Below are 15164 nucleotides of genomic sequence, written 5' to 3'. Positions count from 1 at the left end.
AGCGCTGGGCGGGTCAAACGTCAGCCGCGCGGGGCTGCGGCGCGGCGCAAACGGTCGGCGATGGCTTCGCCAAGGCCATGGGCGGGAATGGGCGCCACCGCGATCGTCTCAACGCCGCTGGCGTCGAGCGCGCGCAAATGCGCGTAGAGATTCGCCGCCGCCTCGACGAGATTGCCGCTGGCCGAGAGCGTAAGCCCGCCAGCCGGGGCTGGCGCGCCGAAGGCCAGATAAGCAGCGCCGGGCGGCGGCGTCACGACATCCAGCAGCACGCGCGCGCGTGGCGCGTAATGGCTCTCCAACATGCCGGGCGCGCTGACGCGTTTGGGGTCGCTGGGGGCTGCAAGTGGCCCAATGATGGCTTCGATGTCCGCGCGCGGGATCGCGCCGGGGCGTAGAAGCATGGCTGCACCGTCCGCGTCGATCGCCACGATCGTGCTCTCCAGACCCACCGGGCTCGCGCCGCCATCGAGCACGACATCGACAGCATGCCCAAGGTCGGCGGCGGCGTGCTCCGCCGTGGTGGCGCTCACATGGCCCGACCGATTAGCGCTCGGCGCCGTGATCGGTTTGCCGAACGCGGCCATCAATTGGCGCGCGATCGGGTGTGACGGCGCACGGATAGCGATGGTCGAGAGCCCGGCGCAGGCGAGCTCGGAGACGGTGCTGTCGGCGCGGCGGGGCGCCACTATGGTCAGTGGGCCCGGCCAAAATTGCAGCGCCAGCTTATGCGCCTTCTCATGAAAGATTGCGTGCTCTTCCGCCTGCGCCATCCCTGGCACGTGCACGATCAGCGGATTGAGCTGCGGTCGGCCCTTGGCCTCATAGACGCGCGCCACCGCCTTAGGGTTCGTCGCATCGCAGGCGAGGCCGTACACGGTCTCGGTGGGCATGATGACGAGCCCGCCATTGCGGAGGGCTTCAGCGGCGGCTTCTACGCTCATGAAGCGCGATAGGCTTCAACCCGGATGATGATGTCAATGTCGCGCGAGATACTGTCGTCAGCATCCGAGTCCTTGCCGATGTCGAAATCATTCCGATCGATGCTGGTGCGGCCATTCATGCTGGCGCGGTCGCCATCGATCGTCAGGGTGAAGGGCAGCTGCACCGCGCGCGTGCGGCCGCGGATCGTGAGTTCGCCCTCGGCGCGATATGCATCGCCCCCCAGGTGTCGAATCGAGGTGGTGCGATAGGTCGCGGTCGGGTGCGTCGCGGCGTCGAACCATTGCGCGCCCGGCAGCGCGCGATCGTGCATGGCGACGCCGTCGGTGGCGGAGGCCGTCTCTATCGTGACATTCGCCGACGAGCCGGGCAGGTCGGCCGGATCGAAGATGATATCGGCGCGCCAGCTGGTGAAGCGGCCGGTGAAATTCTGCGCGCCGTTGATATCGTCCCTGTAGACGAACCCAAAGCCGATCGCGCTGGTGCGCGCATCGACGCGCCAGGCATTCGGATGCGCCGGCGCGGGCGACGTCCCTGGCGCGGGTTCGCCGATGGCGATGGTGGAGCTTTGCTGCGGCGCGTTGGCGCCCGAATCCGCCGCCATCCCGGCGAACGCAAACAAGCTGGCGATCAGCGCGATCGCCACGAGGCTCAAGCCGCCGCCAAGTATGGCGAGCCGCACCGGGTTCTTCGGCGGCGCCTCGGTCTGGAACGGTGGCTTCAAGCCCGGGACCATGTGCGACAGCACGTCGTCGCGGTCGAAGACGTGATGTTTCAGCGCCGCGCCCACGTGCAGCACGGCCAGCACGATCACGCCCCAAGCCAACTTCGAGTGCACGGTCATCGACACATCGGCTACACCCGCGCGCACGCCCTCGGCGGCATGCGGTAGGCCAAACAATTCCGGCACGCGGATCAGGCCAAACCAATGCGTGGCGACAACCAGCGGCTCGTCTTCGTGTACGGACCAGCCGGTGGAAACATAAACCCACCCCGTCAGCGGCAGCGCGATCATCAGGAAATAGAACGCCCAGTGCGTCGCCTTGGCGATGATGCGCTCCCAGGCGGGCATGTGCGGCGGTAGTGGCGGTGGCGGATTCGCCAACCGCCAGCCCAAGCGAACGAGGCTCAGCGCGAGAATGCTGAGCCCGATCGATTTGTGGAATTGGAAGGCTTGGAACACGCCATCGGTGACGACGCCGTCTTCGACCTGATCGCCCATCCACCAACCGAGCGGGATCATCAGCAAGATCGCAATCGCGATCGCCCAGTGCAGGACGATCGCGACAGCTGTGTAACGCTGCTGAGCCTCGGCGCTCACTTAGTTCACCGGTTCGGCGGGCGTGGCGGGGGCCGGGGTGTCCGTCGCAGCAGGAGCCGGGCGCGTGAACTCGGCTTCGATCACGAGTTCGACTTGCGTGGCGACGCCGTCGCTCGCATCAGCCGAAGATGGCACCAGCGTGTTGGCGCCCAAGCCGTAATCGAGGCGATTGAACGTGCCGTGCGCGGAGAAGCCGATCTGTTGGATCGGAAAGCCCATCGGGTGCGCGGCGTGGCTGGTATTATAAGTCGCTTCCAGCGTGATCGGGCGCGTGACGCCTTTAATCGTCAGGTCGCCGGTGACGCGCGCGGTGTTCGGGCCGGTGCTTTCAATGCTGGTTGAGCGGAAGGTCGCGGTTGGGTGCGTGGCCGCGTCGAGCCATTCGGAGTTTTGCAGTTCTGCGTCGAAGTCGCGATCGCCAGCATAGGGCGTGTCAAGCGACCCGGCTTGCACGGTCGCTTCGACTGTCGATTGCGTCGGGTCTTCGGCGTTGAAGTTCAGTGTGCCGCTGACCGTGTTGAGGCGGAAGACATAATTCGAAAGGCCGAAATGCTTCACGCGCACGCTCACCGTTGTATGGGTCGGATCGACCTCATACGTGCCGGTCGGTACGTTCACGACGGCCGGCGCCGGCGGCGGCGCTTCGGTCGGGGCGGGTTGAGAGCAGGCGGCCAAGGCCAAGGCCGCCGCGGCGAACGTCACATATTTCATAAGAAGGGTCTCCCTCGCTACGCGGTCTATGTAGGGCGCCGCCCCCTCGGGACCACAAGTACGCACACCAATGTAACCGACAAGGTTTTTTGCAGAACCTGCGACGCGCCTGACCTAGCGGGCGCAGTCGCGATCCTTATGCTCGTGCATCATGACTTATACCGCACCTATCGCCGACATGCGCTTCGCTTTGGAAGCCTGCGCTGATTTCTGGTCCTTGCGCGCGCGCTACCCGGACCTCGACGAGGATTTGCTGGCCGCGATCCTGGAGGGCGCTGGCGCTTTGGCGGCCGAGACTTTGGCTCCGCTCAATCGCAGCGGTGATCGCGCCCGCGTTTCGCTCGTCAACGATGTGGTCGCCGCCCCGCCTGGATTCCGCGAGGCCTATGAAGTCTTCAAACAGGGCGGCTGGCAGGGGCTCGCGGCCGATCCAACCTATGGCGGCCAGGGCTTGCCGCGCTCCCTCGCGCTCGCGGTGATGGAAACTCTGCACGCGGCCAATATGTCGTTCGCGCTGCTACCGATGCTGACCTTGGGCGCCATCGAAGCGATCGAACATCACGGCGCGCCAGATCAGAAAGCGCTCTATCTCGAGAAGCTGATCTCCGGCGAATGGTCCGGCACAATGAATTTGACCGAACCGCAGGCCGGCTCCGACCTCGCTGCGCTGACGACGAAGGCTGCGCCGCAGGCGGACGGCTCCTACGCGATTACCGGCCAAAAGATTTTCATCACTTGGGGCGAGCACGATCTCGCTCCGAACATCATTCACCTCGTGCTTGCGCGTATCGAAGGCGCGCCGCCGGGTTCAAAGGGCATCTCGCTTTTCATCGTGCCGAAGTTCCGAGACGAAGACGGCTCGCGCAACGCCGTGCGTTGTATCGGTTTGGAAGAGAAGATGGGCATCCACGCTTCGCCCACCTGCACAATGGCGTATGAGGGCGCGACTGGTTGGCTCATCGGCGAAGAAAATCACGGCCTCGCGGCAATGTTCACGATGATGAACGCCGCGCGCCTGAACGTGGGCATGGAAGGTGTCGGAGTCGCCGAAGCCGCGTACCAAAAGGCGCTGGCCTACGCGAAAGAGCGCAAGCAAGGCCTCGTCATTATCGAGCACCCGGACGTGCGCCGTATGCTGTTGACCATGCGCGCCAAAATCCAAGCCGGCCGCGCCATTTGCTACGCCTGCGCGGTCGCAGCCGATGGCGGCGACAAAGCGATGGAAGATTTGCTGACGCCCATCGCGAAAGCCTGGTCCACCGACCTCGGCGTCGAAGTCGCAAGCCTTGGCGTGCAAATTCACGGCGGCATGGGCTTCGTCGAAGAGGGCGGCGCCGCGCAATTCTATCGCGACGCCCGCATCGCCCCGATCTATGAGGGCACGAACGGCATCCAGGCGATTGATCTGTATGGCCGCAAGCTGCTTGGCGATCGCGGCGAGGCCATGGGCCGCGTGATCGCCATGGCCCGTGACGCTGCTGCGCAATCCAAGGACCCCCGCGTCGCCGCCCGTTTGGGCGATGCCGCGACCGCGCTCGAAGAAGCCACCGATTATATGCTCTCCGCCGAGCGCAACGACGCGCTCGCAGGCGCCAGCGCCTATCTCTCGCTCGCGGGCGATGTGATCGGGGGCATGCTCATGGCGCGCGGGGTCGCAAAAACCGAGGACGCGGAGAAAGCCGCCTTGCTCGCCTTCTACGCTGAGATCGTGCTCTCGCGCGTCGGTTCGTATCTGCCGCTAATCAAGCTGACCGCCGCGCCGCTTGCGGCGCTGACCTAAAGCTCAGTCTGGCCGCCATTCCTTGATTGCCTTCTGGAACGGCTTCAGCGGCGCGGGCCGGTAGCGCGGCTTCAAATGGTCCGCATGCGCGCGTTGCAGAACGCTCGGCGCGAAAATGCTTTGCGCGTCATCCAAAGTCGGGCGTTCGCGGCGGGTCCACACTTTCCGCGTCCGCCATGGATAATTGATCGGCTGCAGCGCCTTCGGCAGGCGCGGACGGACGATGTCCGCGTCGAAACACATGCCTGCTTCGCGCATGCGCTGATCCAGCGGCGATTCATCCTCGCCATAGGTGGCGTAGAAGCGCAGACCGGCATCGCGCGCACCCTCGGCGATCCATTTCAGCGCGATGGCCGAAAGCTTCGAACCGTCGCCGCCGCCAATGTCGCCGTGCGAGCCGGTGAACCAGCGTTGCTCATAGGCGCGGCGGCCCAGCCGCGCATTATCTTCCTCGATCCCGTCCCAAAGCGTGACGGGAAAGCCTAAGCGGTTCTCATCCAGCGCCACGGCATGGCGCGCGTTCAGCACATTTGGGCTGACGCGATAATTCGAGAATCTGTGGCTCTTGCTGTCGCCCCACGGCGTAAACGAAGCAATGACCTCGCCGATCCCTCGCTGCGCCACCGTGTCGAACACGCCAAGATAAGCGATCTTCGGCACATCATCAGTGACACGCCGCGTGCCGTCGTTGTTGCGGTCGCCCTTGCCGTAGAGCCGGCGAAACTGCGCCGCCGCTTCTTCATGCTCGCGGCGGGCATCGTCCGTGGCGTTCGAGTCCGGGCGATTGTAATAGAGGCGGAAGCCGTCGCGCGCCTTGTTGATGTGGCGGCGCGAGACGATGCCGGCGGTGTTGATAAAGCCGGAGAGGCGACGCGCGGCGAAGGCGCCGCGGCTGAAACCGAAAATATAAATCTCGTCGCCCGTTTCATAATTGAAGGCGAGGCGCAGATACGTATCGAGGACAAGGTCTTCGAGGCCTTCGCCAAACGCGCCGCCGGCGAAGCGATTGAATGAGGTCTGCGCGCGCTGCAGAAAACTCGTATCCGCCAGCGCCCCCAACGACGAGCCCACGCCCAGCGTATAGATCACCGTCTGTTGTACGGTCGATCCATCCGGCTTCGTTTCCTTGTGTGCGACGCTGCGTGCGATGAGGCCAATATTGGTCAGCTCATCCTGGTTCAGCGTCTGCCACGTGCCGTCCATGCAAACGACGATGCGCTTCATGCAAGTCCCCTTTGCCCTGCGCCAACGGCAATTTAGCCTGTCCTTTGCGTCAACCGAAAGACGAAACCCGCCGCTTTTCTGTGGGGTCGCCCATTTAGTCGGCGAACGGGACCGGCTAGGCTGTACTTATGGACAAACCAAGAATGTCGATGGACGGTACGGAAGAGGAGAACGGCGCGCGCGGGCGGCCGACCCTCGTCTATCCGCTCGGCGAACCGCCCGAGGCAGGGATCGCGCGCGAGATTGCCCCCGGCGTGCACTGGGTTCGCATGCCGCTGCCGTTCGTGCTGCAATGGATCAATCTTTGGCTGATCGAAGACGGCGACGGCTGGACCGTGGTCGATACGGGCATGGGGATCGAACAATCGCGCGAACATTGGCGTGCGATCTTCGAGGCAACGCTCAAGGGCAAGCCGGTGAAGCGTGTGATCTGCACGCACATGCATCCCGACCACATGGGGCTCGCCGGTTGGATTTGTCGTAAATTCGACGCACAGCTTTGGATGAGCCGACTCGAATACATCACCGGCCGCATGCTCGTCGCCGACACGGGCCGCGAAGCGCCGGAAGAAGGTGTTCGTTTTTATCGCGGCGCGGGCTGGGATGAAGACGCGCTCGATTCCTACCGCGTGCGCTTTGGCGGATTCGGCAAAGGCGTGTCGCGTATTCCCGACGCCTATCATCGGTTGAGCGACGGCGACGTCATTGACATCGGCGGCCGCCCTTGGCGCGTCATCACCGGCAACGGCCATTCGCCGGAGCATGTCTGTTTGTGGCAGGAGGAGCTGAAGCTCTTTATTTCCGGCGACCAAGTGTTGCCGCGTATCTCCTCAAACGTTTCGGTGTTTCCCACCGAGCCGGAGGCCGATCCGCTGGCCGATTGGATTGCGTCCTGCAAGAAGCTGCTCCTGGCGGTGCCGAACGAGGTGCTCGTCCTGCCTTCGCACAACGAGCCGTTCCAAGGCCTGCATGAGCGCCTGAACAATCTGATCGACGGCCACGAACGCGCCCTGTCACGAGTGCTGCATCGTCTGCGGCAAGGGCCAAAGCGGGCGACCGATCTGTTCGGGGCGCTGTTCGCGCGCAAGATTGGCCAGGATTTGATCGGCATGGCCACCGGCGAGGCCATCGCCCACACCAATTGCCTGATTGGGCGCGGACTGGCGCGCGCGGTGAAAAACGAAGACGGAGTGGTGTTCTATGAATCCGCCTGACCGCAATCCCGAACATCGCTCCAGCAGCGCGCTGCTGTGCTTCTGCATCGGCGCCGGTCTCTGCATTCTCGCCTACGTGCTCGGCATCGGCGCGGTGATCGGCGCAGCTTTCAGCGGCGGCGATCCCGCACTCGTTGTCGGGAGCTTATTCGCCGCCATCGGTATCGGCCTCGCCGGCGTATCCGGTGTCATCATGATGCTGATCGGCGGAATCTGGATGCTGGTGCAGGTCGTCGCCGACCAAAACAGCAACGCCGAAGAAAAGCGCTACCGCGATGTCGAGCGCTGAGCTAGGGAAAGTACATGATCCTTTCGACCACCTTTGAAGTGCACGGTCGCAACATCGTGCAACATCTCGGCCTCGTGCGCGGCAACGTCGTGCGCTCGCGCTTCATCGGCCGCGACATCGTCGCCAATTTGCGCATGATCGTGGGCGGCGAAATCCACGAATACACCAAGCTGCTAGCCGAAAGCCGCGAGCAGGCGCTCGATCGCATGATCCAGCACGCGCAATCGTTGGGCGCGGATGCTGTCATTGGCGTGCGTTTGGAAACCACCGACGCCGGCCAGGGCCAGGCGACGGAAGTGTTGGCTTACGGGACCGCCGTTAAGCTCGGCTGACGCAGCGGCGCGGCATGCGCCAAACGCCAGGCCGCCAGCGCAACAATACCGGCAGACACGTCAATCATGAGGCCGAAAGCCAGGATGAAGAGGATGTGATGCGTCAGCAGATGGCGCGCCGGCGCGGCGGCGAGTTCGCCGAGTCGCCAATCGACGGCGCGTTGCAGACCCCAATCGAACAGCGCGCCGAGAGCGATCAGGCCAGCAGCTATCGGAACCCAAACCGGTACGTGCGGCAAATCGAGCGGCAGGCCAGCAATCATGTGCGGCGCCGTGTAGGCGACGAGCGTCAGGCCAAACGCCGGCGTCGCCCAAGCATGGATCGTCGCCTTTAGCGACGTTTCGTTTGGACGTCCCGCCGCCAGTGAAAGTCGTTTAGCTTCCGCAACACTCCAACGTGTGTCGGCAAACATGCGCCAGACGAACAGCACGCCGACGCCGCCGGCAAGGCCCGTGAACGCGCCCACGATCAGCGCCGCGAAGATCGGCCCGGCCAACGAAAGCGGCTCGAAACGGATATGCTCCACCCGCATCAGCGCATGCGCGCCAAGGGCCGCCAACACCAACAGCGACAGCACCGGCGAAACAAACGCCGTGGCCCCCGCGCAGAGCGCGATCCCCACCGCCAGCCACGCATGTCTGCGGTGGGTGGCGTTGTCAGAAGCGACGGCAAGGGCCGGGGCGGAAGTTCTCATGGCTCATACTCATGAGCCAACGTCGTGAATTGCGCGTAAATGCGAGAATAACCAAGCGTTTACGATATTTCATGGCAACCTTGCCTTAACGAATTTGGCGCAGCCGCCGCCTATTGGGCAGGCGGCGGCGTCGGCGCCGGTGTCAGCGCTGCCGCCCAGGCCGCGTCGTTGGGATGGCCCACCGAGCGAATGACTTGATCGTACAGCGCGGTCGGCTCGGCGCCCCCGTAGGTCATGCACAGCGTGATCAAGTCAAAGCCCGGGCGCAGCTGCATAGCGGCGTGCACCGGGCGGCGTGGCGATGTCGCTTCCGCACGTTGAATCGGCCAAGCGCCATCGGTTTCAGATGTTGTCGACGTCACTGTCGCCGAACTTGCTGGGAAAATATTGCCGATGCCGTTGAGTGTCGTTGTCCAGAATTCCGTGGTGAAGCGTGCGGGATCAGCGCCTGCGGCGCGCACGGCGTCCGGTGTCGCCCGCGCCGTGCCGGCATTGGCTTGGCCAATGATGTGGCATTCGTTGTTGGCATTGCCGGAGATCACATACGTGAACGTGTCCGTCGCGTTCTGACCGCGCTCTTGCGTTGTGGTCCAGCCGTTTGGTGCGTCAAATTTCACGCGCCCCGCCGGGTCCACCCATTCGCGGGCCGACGCCGCGCCCGCCGCACAAAGTCCAACCAGAGCCGCCGCAATTGCGATCGCGCGCATGTCTTCCTCCCAAACCTTGTCCCTTGGCGCGGACTCTCTCCGCCGCCACGTTGTCGTCAAGGGGCAAAGGGCGGCTGGAACCAGCGGCGGAAGCGCCTAGGATGGAGGCTGGTAGAGGAGACGCCTTATGAGCTTGGCCGGGAAAACCTTATTTATCACGGGCGCGAGCCGGGGCATTGGCTTGGCCATCGCGCTCCGCGCCGCCCGCGACGGCGCCAATATTGTGATCGCGGCCAAGACGGCCGAGCCGCACAAGAAGCTGCCCGGCACCATCTATTCTGCCGCCGAAGAGGTCGAAAAGGCCGGCGGCCAAGCGCTCCCGCTTGTGGTTGATGTGCGCGAGCCGGACAATGTGAAAGCGGCGGTGGAGGCCGCGGTCGAGCGCTTCGGCGGCATCGATATTTGCGTGAACAACGCGTCCGCCATCCAGCTCACCGGCACGCTGCAAACCGACATCCGCCGCTATGATTTGATGAACCAAGTGAACGCGCGCGGCACCTTCATCGTCTCGCGCGCGTGTCTGCCGTATCTGCTCAAAGCCTCGAACCCACACGTACTGATGCTGTCGCCGCCGCTCGACATGAGCCCGCGTTGGTTTGGCAATCACGTCGCTTACACGATGGCCAAGTACGGCATGAGCATGTGCGTGCTCGGCATGGCGGAAGAGTTCAAGGATCAGGGCGTGGCGTTCAACGCGCTCTGGCCGCGCACCGGCATCGCCACCGCCGCGATCGAGTTCGCGCTCGCCGGCGAAGAAGGCATGAAGCATTGCCGCACGCCCGACATCATGGCCGACGCGGCGCATGTGATCTTCACCAAGCCGTCGCGCCAATGCACCGGCAATTTCTTCATCGACGATCTGGTGCTTTACGAAGCCGGCGTCCGTGAGTTCGACAAGTATCGCGTCGATCCAACGAAATCGCTGATGCCGGATTTCTTCGTGCCGGAAAACACGCCGCTGCCGTCGGAGATCAAGATGGGGCCGGCGGGGTGAGTCTGTTTTGGCCCAACCAGGACAGGGCGAGCTGATGAAGGTCTACGTTTTCGCAACAGTGCTCGCCGTCACGGCTTGCGCTTCTGAACGGATCGACACGACCACGAGCCTTGAGCCGCTGCTTATCATCAGGGTTTCGGACGGCTATGAACGTGGGCCGGTGGCGGTCTGCGAAAACGGTCGCTTTAGCTACAACGAGATCAGGCGTGACACCTGTGCTGGGCATGGCGGCGTGCGCGCGTGGATGCAGCAATGACCGCTCCCGGCGAAGTGGAGGCCTCTCTGCCGCCTAACTCTCCCCGCGCAATTGCGCGCTGAGCGCAGCCTGCCCGCCGCGCGCATCGAGCCAGATGCCGAAGAAGTGGCGGCGGAAGTTGGGCCACTCGATCTCGCAGCGTTGTGCGCCGTTGAGATAAAAGCGCGCGGTGTTTGCCCCGGTGCTGACCCCCGTGATGCGGTCGCCGTTTTGCACGTCGGCGAAGCAGGCGGTGAGCGGCGCGCGGAGCGGCTGCAAGGAAGCTTCGCTGCCGGCGCCGCGCTGGCGCATTTCGCTGATGGTGCGGTTGACGAGGGAATTGGCGCGGATCGAGCGTTCGTAGATGAGCGACAAAGCGAATGGGCGTTCCCAAGAGAACGCGCCGCTCGATGTCCAAAGCTCGGCTTGGAACAGTGGGATTGAGAGCAGGCTGTAACGCCCGGCGCCGACTTGCTGGGCGCTGGGAATGGATGCTGCGACTTCGGGATGGCGCGCGAACGCGGGCGTTGCGAGCGAAAAGAGTGCGAGTGCGGCGAATAGGGAGCGGAGAGGGCGCATGTCAGGGATACGCGCCGCCCGCCCATTTGGATCCCTAGCCGCCGCGCGCGGCGGCCACTTCTTGCGGCGTCAGCGCAACCGTCGAGATGTCGATCTTGGCGGAACCCTCGACGACCTCGCGCGAGTGCGAGACATAGACGATCGAGCTGTGTTCCAAATCTATGATGCGGCGGACGGCGACGTTCTTGAAGAAGAGGCTCTGGCGCTGGTTGAAAATCTCGTCGCCGGAGCGGCCTTCATCCACACCGGCCAAGCTGATCGGACCGATGCGCTGGCAGGCGACTGCTGAGTTCGACGGATTTTCGAACCAATTGCCCTGGCGCAGGCGATCCAGCGCGCTGCGGTCGAAATAGGACACGTGGCACACCACGCCCGGAATTTCGGGATCGGTGAAGGCTTCGACCATGATTTCGTTGCCGAGAAAATCGTTGGAGAATTCGCCCACGGAGCCTTCGCGATCGCCGCACGCGGCGAGAGTGAGCAGGGCGCAAGCGGCGGCGGCGTATTTGAGCATGAGGCGTCTCCGGTTCCGGGCCGGAACTTCGCACGCGCGGTCGTTGTTCCCAAGGTTTAGGAATAGATCGGCCAGCCCGGATTCACATCCGGATGCGCCCCCATGACGGCATCCTTGCATTGATTGCAGACAAACCCTGCCTCCGCGCCGTCATGCGTGCCGCGGTGCACGTGCCCGGCGACGCATGGCGCGAAGCCGAAGCGTGCGCGTAGCGCCGCCAGATCAAGCACGCACTCGAAATAGGCCCATTCGCGGCAATTCTCGCTCCAGGCTTGGCCGCGGAAGGTCTCCTTGACCCCGTGCTCCAGCAATTCGCGCTCCAGCGCGCTCAAATGTTCGCAGACCATGCGAGAAGGCTCCGGTGTTGCGCGCCTAGTCACAGGGCTCCGGGTGCGCATCGATCACCTGCGTGATCTCGATCTCGCGAGCAAACATGCCCAAGTGGCCATAACGGCCCCGCGGGCTCAGTCGTCCCATGATCGTCGCGCAGACGCGAAAGCCCGCCTCCAGATTGCTCCCCGGAGGGGCTGCGGCGCGCAATTGAATCTGCGCGGAGCCCCCAGTGTACCAATGTTCGTCGCGCCCCCTTGGCTCAAACACCATGTGTTCGAAGCTTTCGCTGTACACGCCCGTATATTGCCGTTCGCTCGCCGCGAACGGCGACGCGCACGCGGCGACGACCAGGCACGACAGAATGCCAAAGACCAAAGCGCGCATAAGGGCCCTCCCGCCAGGAATGGAGCACGCAGCCGCAGGCGGTTCAAGCACTCGCCCGCGTCTCGCTGCCACGGTTCAAGAATTTCGATAAGTCCTCCAGCGTATCGGCGTCCTTCGGCGACTTATCCCAGCGGATGCGCGAGATGCGCGGGAAGCGCATGGCCACGCCGCTCTTGTGGCGCGTCGAACGCTGCAGGCCTTCGAACGCGACTTCGAGCACGAGGCCTTTGCTTTTGGTGTGCGTCACCTCCCGCACCGGACCAAAACGATTGGTCGTGTTGTTGCGCACGAATTTGTCGAGTTCGATCAGCTCTTCATCCGTGAAGCCGAAATAGGCCTTGCCCACCGGCGCCAATTCGCCGCTCTCAGTCCAAACCCCGAATGTGTAATCGCTATAGAACGAGCTGCGTTTGCCTGAGCCGCGCTGGGCGTACATCAGCACGGCGTCGATCACCATCGGATCGCGCTTCCATTTGAACCAATAGCCCTTAGGCCGGCCCGCCAGATATGGCGCATCGCGCCGCTTGATCATCACGCCCTCAACCGCCTCAGCATCGACACCCGCGCCGCCAATCGCGGGATCAGCGCGCGCCGCCGTCAGCGCGTCCCAAGTCGCGAATGGGATCAGCGGCGAGAGATCGATCGGCGCAAACGGGTGTTGTTCGATGAAGGCTTCGAGCTTGGCCCGGCGCTCTATGAAGGGCAGCGCGCGCAGATCGTCGTCGCCAAGCGCCAGAATATCATAGCAGCGAATGAACGCCGGAAACTCAGCGATCAGCTTGGGCGTCACGCTCTTGCGGTTCAGCCGCTGCTGTAGCGTATTGAAATCCTGCACCCGGCCTTCGCGGCGGATCAGCAATTCGCCGTCAAGCACCGCGTCGAAATCGAACCCGGCGACCAGATCGGGGAAGGATTTGGAGATATCCTCGCCCGTCCGCGAATAGAGCCGCGCCACAAGCTTGCCGCCAGCGTCGCGCCCTGCGGCGGCCTGCACGCGGATGCCGTCCCATTTCCATTCGGCGCTGAACTCGGCGGGATTGAGCGGCGCAAATTCCCCCGGATCAATCGGATGCGACAGCATCGGCGGATAAAAGCGCGTCAGCGTCGCCGTGCTCGGCGCCTCGGCGCGGCCTTCGAGCCAGGCGAACAGATGCGTGTAGGGCGGCGCGTCCGCGTGCCATACATCCTCGATCTCGTCGGCGGACTTGCCGCCAAACTGCGCCAGCGCCGTCCGCGCCAGCCGCGCCGAAACGCCAATCCGCAGCGCGCCGGTGATCAGCTTCAGCAAGGCCCACCGGCCGTTCTCATCGAGCCGATCCAGCCAATCCGCAACCCGCGCCGGCAATTCATCCTTCGCCGTCGTGTTCAAACCTTCGACCACATCGCTGATCGTCAGCTCCGCGTTGGCTCGCGCCTCGTTGGCGGGCCACATCAGCGACACAGTCTCCGCGAGATCGCCGACGAAATCGTAGGAGAGCCCAAACAGCACCGGATCGGTACGCTCCGCCGCTAGATTACGGATGAGCCCCGCTTTTGCGTGCTTGAACGTGAGCGCGCCGGTCATCGCCGCCAGCGCCCAACCGCGATCGGGATCGGGCGTCTCGCGGAAGTAGGTTTCCAGCAGCGCCAGCTTGCCAAGCCTGCGCGGCTCGTAGGCTAAGCGATCGAGGAGGGCGGCGAACTTATTCATGCCGCACTCGGCTCTTCTTCGTCGCCATAGCCGACAAGATGCAGCGCCTTAGCCTTCAGCCCTTGCCCCTCGCACCAATGCGCCAGCGCGTCAGCTTCGCCGTGGGTGATCCACACTTCACCAGCGCCCGTGTCCAAAATCGTGCGCTGCAAATCGCTCCAATCGGCGTGATCGGAGATCACCAGCGGCAGCTCGACGCCTTGCTGACGCGCCCGCGCCCGTATCCGCATCCAGCCCGACGCCACGGCCGTCACCGGATCGGGAAAACGCCGCACCCACGGCGTCTGCAGCGCACCGGGCGGGCAAAGCACGATCGCGCCCGCATAAAAGCTCTTCGGCGCCGTGTCCACATGGCGCACATCGCCCAGATCAACACCGCGCGCTTTGTAGAGCTCCGTCAGCTCCATGAGCGCGCCATGCACGAAGATCGGCTTGTCCCAACCGCAGCGCCGCAACTCCGCCATCACGCGCTGCGCCTTGCCCAGCGCATAGGCGCCCACAATGTGCGCGCGCTCCGGAAACATCGCGACGGAGGCGAGGAGCTTCTTCACCTCATGCGCGGCGCTCGGATGATTGAACACCGGCAGCGCAAACGTCGCTTCGCTGATGAACACATCGCACGAAACGATTTCGAACGGCGCGCAGGTCGGATCAGGCTGGCGCTTGTAATCGCCGCTCACGACGATGCGGCAGCCGTCCGCTTCCACACACGCCTGCGCGGAGCCCAGCACATGCCCCGCCGAGTGCAGCGAAAAACGCACGCCGCCCAGCGTCAGCGTCTCGCCATAGGCCAAGGCTTGTTGCGAACCCGCAAAATCCGCCCCGTAGCGCGCGGCCATGATTGCTAATGTGTCAGCAGTCGCCAGCACGGAACCGTGACCGGCGCGGGCATGATCGGAATGACCGTGTGTAATCAACGCCCGCGCCACCGGGCGCACGGGGTCGATATGAAGGTCCGCCAGCGGGCAATAGAGGCCTTCCGGGCGCGGATGTAGGATTTGGGCCGGCTGCATCGTCCTGGAAAAGATAGGGCGCGCGCGGTGCAATGTCCGCAATCGGTTGCGGATTGTCGATCGCCCCTAGCGCTTGCGCGTCCGCGCCCCTATGTGCGGCGCTTCGCGGGGAGAGACGATTTTCGTATGGCCGAACCCATCATATCCATTCGGGATGTGAGCAAGACCTATAAGTCTGGCTTGCAGGCCCTGAAGCCGATCAATCTGGAC

Annotated in this window: 19 protein-coding genes; 7 read left to right on the top strand and 12 right to left on the bottom strand. The window is 64.0% G+C overall.

The annotated features are described in order from the left end of the window. Positions 1 to 20: 20 nt before the first annotated feature. The 3 genes from VF769_RS16545 to VF769_RS16535 are packed head-to-tail and all read right to left on the bottom strand — an operon-like array spanning position 21 to position 2971. Complete coding sequence (locus VF769_RS16545) at positions 21 to 941, bottom strand: L-threonylcarbamoyladenylate synthase (RefSeq protein ID WP_331009538.1); 921 nt, start codon at positions 939 to 941, stop codon at positions 21 to 23. Beyond that, a complete protein-coding gene (locus VF769_RS16540) occupies positions 938 to 2260 on the bottom strand; it encodes a YceI family protein (RefSeq protein WP_331009537.1) in 1323 nt (440 codons plus the stop codon). Before VF769_RS16540 ends, VF769_RS16545 begins: the two co-directional genes overlap by 4 nt. After that, the gene (locus VF769_RS16535) at positions 2261 to 2971 is read right to left on the bottom strand and encodes a YceI family protein (RefSeq protein ID WP_331009536.1); all 711 of its coding nucleotides are present in this window, start codon (positions 2969 to 2971) and stop codon (positions 2261 to 2263) included. A gap of 151 nt (positions 2972 to 3122) precedes the next feature. Here VF769_RS16535 and VF769_RS16530 point away from each other — a divergent pair, with 151 nt between their 5' ends. Further along, entirely contained in the window at positions 3123 to 4751 is a 1629-nt protein-coding gene (locus tag VF769_RS16530; protein WP_331009535.1) for an acyl-CoA dehydrogenase, read from the top strand. A 3-nt stretch (positions 4752 to 4754) separates the two neighbouring features. On the opposite strand, the gene VF769_RS16525 is transcribed toward VF769_RS16530, so the two are convergent. Next, positions 4755 to 5975: a DUF2235 domain-containing protein gene (locus tag VF769_RS16525; protein WP_331009534.1), complete on the bottom strand. Its 1221-nt coding sequence runs from the start codon at positions 5973 to 5975 to the stop codon at positions 4755 to 4757. A gap of 128 nt (positions 5976 to 6103) precedes the next feature. Between VF769_RS16525 and VF769_RS16520 the strand changes: the two genes are divergently transcribed. From VF769_RS16520 to VF769_RS16510, 3 genes are read left to right on the top strand one after another with little or no spacing between them, the layout of a single operon-like run. Further along, on the top strand, positions 6104 to 7189 hold the full coding sequence (locus VF769_RS16520) for an MBL fold metallo-hydrolase (protein ID WP_331009533.1): 1086 nt from the start codon (positions 6104 to 6106) through the stop codon (positions 7187 to 7189). Next, positions 7176 to 7478 carry a hypothetical protein gene (locus VF769_RS16515; RefSeq protein ID WP_331009532.1) on the top strand — a complete coding sequence of 101 codons (303 nt, stop codon included), beginning with the start codon at positions 7176 to 7178 and terminating at the stop codon, positions 7476 to 7478. Before VF769_RS16520 ends, VF769_RS16515 begins: the two co-directional genes overlap by 14 nt. A gap of 14 nt (positions 7479 to 7492) precedes the next feature. Next, a complete protein-coding gene (locus tag VF769_RS16510) occupies positions 7493 to 7810 on the top strand; it encodes a YbjQ family protein (protein ID WP_331009531.1) in 318 nt (105 codons plus the stop codon). On the opposite strand, the gene VF769_RS16505 is transcribed toward VF769_RS16510, so the two are convergent. Together VF769_RS16505 and VF769_RS16500 are read right to left on the bottom strand one after the other, a co-directional pair. Then, positions 7783 to 8505 (bottom strand): hypothetical protein, encoded by a 723-nt coding sequence (locus VF769_RS16505; RefSeq protein ID WP_331009530.1) that lies wholly within the window; start codon positions 8503 to 8505, stop codon positions 7783 to 7785. The two genes, VF769_RS16510 and VF769_RS16505, sit on opposite strands and share 28 nt — an antisense overlap. A 110-nt stretch (positions 8506 to 8615) precedes the next feature. After that, positions 8616 to 9212, bottom strand: a complete 597-nt coding sequence (locus VF769_RS16500) for a hypothetical protein (RefSeq protein WP_331009529.1) — start codon at positions 9210 to 9212, stop codon at positions 8616 to 8618. 127 nt (positions 9213 to 9339) lie between these two features. On the opposite strand from VF769_RS16500, the gene VF769_RS16495 reads away from it, so the two are divergent. Together VF769_RS16495 and VF769_RS16490 are read left to right on the top strand one after the other, a co-directional pair. Continuing rightward, positions 9340 to 10206, top strand: coding sequence for an NAD(P)-dependent oxidoreductase (locus VF769_RS16495; protein ID WP_331009528.1), 867 nt, complete (start codon positions 9340 to 9342; stop codon positions 10204 to 10206). A gap of 34 nt (positions 10207 to 10240) precedes the next feature. Next, positions 10241 to 10462: a hypothetical protein gene (locus VF769_RS16490; RefSeq protein WP_331009527.1), complete on the top strand. Its 222-nt coding sequence runs from the start codon at positions 10241 to 10243 to the stop codon at positions 10460 to 10462. 33 nt (positions 10463 to 10495) lie between these two features. Here the strand turns inward: VF769_RS16490 and VF769_RS16485 are convergent, their stop codons facing one another. From VF769_RS16485 to VF769_RS16460, 6 genes are read right to left on the bottom strand one after another with little or no spacing between them, the layout of a single operon-like run. Beyond that, positions 10496 to 11020, bottom strand: coding sequence for a chalcone isomerase family protein (locus tag VF769_RS16485; protein ID WP_331009526.1), 525 nt, complete (start codon positions 11018 to 11020; stop codon positions 10496 to 10498). Between the two features lie 34 nt (positions 11021 to 11054). Next, the gene (locus VF769_RS16480) at positions 11055 to 11534 is read right to left on the bottom strand and encodes a CreA family protein (protein ID WP_331009525.1); all 480 of its coding nucleotides are present in this window, start codon (positions 11532 to 11534) and stop codon (positions 11055 to 11057) included. A gap of 56 nt (positions 11535 to 11590) precedes the next feature. Beyond that, a complete protein-coding gene (locus tag VF769_RS16475) occupies positions 11591 to 11881 on the bottom strand; it encodes a hypothetical protein (protein WP_331009524.1) in 291 nt (96 codons plus the stop codon). Between the two features lie 25 nt (positions 11882 to 11906). Then, a complete protein-coding gene (locus tag VF769_RS16470; protein ID WP_331009523.1) occupies positions 11907 to 12251 on the bottom strand; it encodes a hypothetical protein in 345 nt (114 codons plus the stop codon). 43 nt (positions 12252 to 12294) lie between these two features. Continuing rightward, positions 12295 to 13941 carry a cisplatin damage response ATP-dependent DNA ligase gene (locus tag VF769_RS16465; protein ID WP_331009522.1) on the bottom strand — a complete coding sequence of 549 codons (1647 nt, stop codon included), beginning with the start codon at positions 13939 to 13941 and terminating at the stop codon, positions 12295 to 12297. Next, positions 13938 to 14954, bottom strand: coding sequence for a ligase-associated DNA damage response exonuclease (locus tag VF769_RS16460; RefSeq protein ID WP_331009521.1), 1017 nt, complete (start codon positions 14952 to 14954; stop codon positions 13938 to 13940). The genes VF769_RS16465 and VF769_RS16460 overlap by 4 nt, the downstream gene beginning before the upstream one ends. A gap of 27 nt (positions 14955 to 14981) precedes the next feature. Here VF769_RS16460 and VF769_RS16455 point away from each other — a divergent pair. Next, a partial coding sequence (locus tag VF769_RS16455; protein WP_331009520.1) for a hypothetical protein occupies positions 14982 to 15164 on the top strand: 183 nt, incomplete at its 3' end.

It is taken from the genome of Vitreimonas sp. (assembly GCF_036392335.1).
GTDB lineage: Bacteria > Pseudomonadota > Alphaproteobacteria > Caulobacterales > Aquidulcibacteraceae > Vitreimonas.
The sequence above is the reverse complement of the archived record's forward strand: the minus strand, read 5'-3'. Positions and strand labels throughout refer to the sequence as shown.